Source organism: Microcystis sp. LE19-41.2A (assembly GCF_027530405.1).
Classification (GTDB): domain Bacteria; phylum Cyanobacteriota; class Cyanobacteriia; order Cyanobacteriales; family Microcystaceae; genus Microcystis; species Microcystis aeruginosa.
This window is the reverse complement of sequence record NZ_JAPZQJ010000278.1, coordinates 1-2339: the sequence shown is the minus strand read 5'-3', so window position 1 is coordinate 2339 and position 2339 is coordinate 1. Positions and strand designations below refer to the sequence as shown.

General features: G+C 36.5%; 7 protein-coding genes and 1 pseudogene. All 8 read left to right on the top strand.

The window, feature by feature from the left end:
* A pseudogene (locus O9290_RS11890) lies at nt 1-134 on the top strand (IS630 family transposase); the annotation flags it as partial.
* 3 nt (nt 135-137) lie between these two features.
* Complete coding sequence (locus O9290_RS28190; RefSeq protein WP_353852136.1) at nt 138-317, top strand: DUF6883 domain-containing protein; 180 nt, start codon at nt 138-140, stop codon at nt 315-317.
* 18 nt (nt 318-335) lie between these two features.
* Complete coding sequence (locus O9290_RS11885; RefSeq protein ID WP_061432032.1) at nt 336-632, top strand: DUF4926 domain-containing protein; 297 nt, start codon at nt 336-338, stop codon at nt 630-632.
* A gap of 133 nt (nt 633-765) precedes the next feature.
* Nucleotides 766-1017 carry a type II toxin-antitoxin system Phd/YefM family antitoxin gene (locus tag O9290_RS11880; RefSeq protein ID WP_002763538.1) on the top strand — a complete coding sequence of 84 codons (252 nt, stop codon included), beginning with the start codon at nt 766-768 and terminating at the stop codon, nt 1015-1017.
* Entirely contained in the window at nt 1014-1271 is a 258-nt protein-coding gene (locus O9290_RS11875; RefSeq protein ID WP_002745103.1) for a type II toxin-antitoxin system mRNA interferase toxin, RelE/StbE family, read from the top strand. The genes O9290_RS11880 and O9290_RS11875 overlap by 4 nt, the downstream gene beginning before the upstream one ends.
* 151 nt (nt 1272-1422) lie before the next feature.
* Nucleotides 1423-1632, top strand: a complete 210-nt coding sequence (locus O9290_RS11870) for a type II toxin-antitoxin system HicB family antitoxin (RefSeq protein WP_002763539.1) — start codon at nt 1423-1425, stop codon at nt 1630-1632.
* A 47-nt stretch (nt 1633-1679) separates the two neighbouring features.
* Nucleotides 1680-1916: a type II toxin-antitoxin system HicB family antitoxin gene (locus O9290_RS11865; protein WP_002763540.1), complete on the top strand. Its 237-nt coding sequence runs from the start codon at nt 1680-1682 to the stop codon at nt 1914-1916.
* A complete protein-coding gene (locus O9290_RS11860; RefSeq protein ID WP_002763541.1) occupies nt 1909-2082 on the top strand; it encodes a type II toxin-antitoxin system HicA family toxin in 174 nt (57 codons plus the stop codon). Before O9290_RS11865 ends, O9290_RS11860 begins: the two co-directional genes overlap by 8 nt.
* Nucleotides 2083-2339 lie beyond the last annotated feature (257 nt).

The following is a 2339-nucleotide window of genomic DNA, read 5'->3' as shown; positions in this document are numbered from 1 at the left end:
AAAACTTTTCTGACTTTTCTTCAGCCATTTATGAATGTTTGAATGATGCCCATTTGAAACATAAAAAAGAACTGGATTCCTTGCTGACTCTACGATTTCAGAAGTTTAATAAATCTCAGATTATGAACGTCTAAAGTATATCTCTCGAAATATTACAAAAACAAGATACAACAGAGTATGGCGATCGCTATCGTGCTTATGTTAAAATCAGGGGATATTCCGGTAAATTACATCAAATTCGTACTGTTTGGATTATCCTGACAGGAGAAGATGTGGTGAGATTTGTCACAGCAGTACCTTCTAGTTTCAATCAATAAAAGTTTAGAGTAATAAAAATGAGTAAGTTTAAATTATTTGATGATATTCAACTAACGGAAGATATTCCCTTAACCGATGGTGGAATTGCGCCTATCGGTACAGTTGGAGCAATTGTAGAAGTTCTGAAAAATGGGGAGGCTTATCTAGTAGAATTATTTGGGAATTGGGTTAAATATGATGAACAAGGAAATTTTGTCTCAACCACTCAAGCAGAAAAAGAAGCATTTATGGAGACAATTGGCGTAGAAATTGTTTATCCTAATCAATTAGTGTTAGCTGTTCCCGCTAAAGAGATTATGCAAGTTACGGCTTAGATCATTACTAAAGTTGTCATATCGCCTTCTTCTCGATCAGAACTGAAAAGCCCAAAATAAATAATGAAAACGTCAGCCAACAAGTAATTTTTGCTTTATTATGAGAGTAATTCCCAAAAACCTTAAGCGATTTATGTATCAAGTTACCGTTGATTACGCCAAAGCCAACCTAGAAGAACTCTGCGATCGCACTGAAAAAGAACCCGATGGAGTAGTGATCGTTCGTGAAAATCGCAGTTATATTCTCATTACTCAAGAAGAATGGGAATCCTTAGCTGAAACCTCCGAACTCATGCAAGATCCCAAACTATTACAACATATTGCATCAGCACGACGAGAATATGCCGCAGGAGAAACCCTCACAATGGAACAAGTATTTGGATGACAACCTACACAATTGTCTTTTCTAAACAAGCGCGAAAAGATACCGACGAACTCACCCAAAAACAGAAAGTCAAACTTCAAGAAATTTTAACTAACATAATTGCAATTAATCCCTATATTGGCAAATCCTTAAAAGGCGATTTAGAAGGCTTGTATTCCTATCGCCTAAATCGAAAAGATCGTCTGCTTTATGAAATTTATGAAGACGATAAAACTATTCTGATTATTCGTACCAAAACACACTATGGAGATTAGGTAATAGCGGTCATAACCACTGAATTCATCCCCGTTTATAATATAGCTTGATCCTGTTAGGCAAAAATAGTAGTGATGCCGATCACTACCAGGAAAAAGACGGAAGAAATGCACTTCAGGAACTAGCCAAATTAAATCAAGGAGACAACCCATGAATTATCACTATAGTATTTATATTCAATGGTCACAAGAAGACAACAAATTTATCGCCCATCTCCCTGAATTTGTCTCCTATGCTCATACTCACGGCGAAACCTACAATGAAGCGCTACAAAATGCCCTTGAAGTTCTAGATTTCCTTATCGAAGACTACACTGCACGAGACAAATCTCTCCCAATTTTTCAGGCTATTTCCCCATAGCTAAAATATACTCTATTACAATCAAAACGTATTTTATCTGAGCAATTATGGCTGAATTAAGTTCAAAAATTACGGCAATTATTTATTCTGGTGAACAACAAGGATATGTGGCCGAATGCGCGGAAATTTCGGTTGTTACCCAAGGAAATACCTTGGATGAGGTGGTTAATAATCTCAAAGAAGCTGTCTTATTACATTTAGAAGGAGAAGAGCCTATTGAGTTTGGTCTAGTTGCCAAACCTTCTCTACAGATTACGGTTGAGTTACAGCCTGAATATGCCTAAACTGAAACAACTATCAGGCAAAGACGTGATCAAGATTCTCGCTCGATTTGGCTTTACTATTCACAGTCAACGAGGAAGTCACATTAAATTGCGTCGTGTTATCTCCCAGAGAAGAGAGACTTTAACTATTCCCAATCATCGAAAACTTGATCCTGGAACCTGTTAGGCAATTTTCAAATAAGCAAGTCAATATATTCTAGAATCAGAGCTTTATCCTTATTTCTATGATTTATAGAAAAAGTTAAGTGAAGCGGGGTTAAAATGATCGACAAATATCTAGGATTTGCTGAATAAATCTAAAAACCTTGTTGGATAAGGTTTTTAGACTTTTTTTCCCTCAAAAAGTGCCGACCATTGGAGTGATTGGGGGGAAAATTCAGGTACTTTTTCCCTGAAAATTAGGTAGTTGACCACCTGAAAATC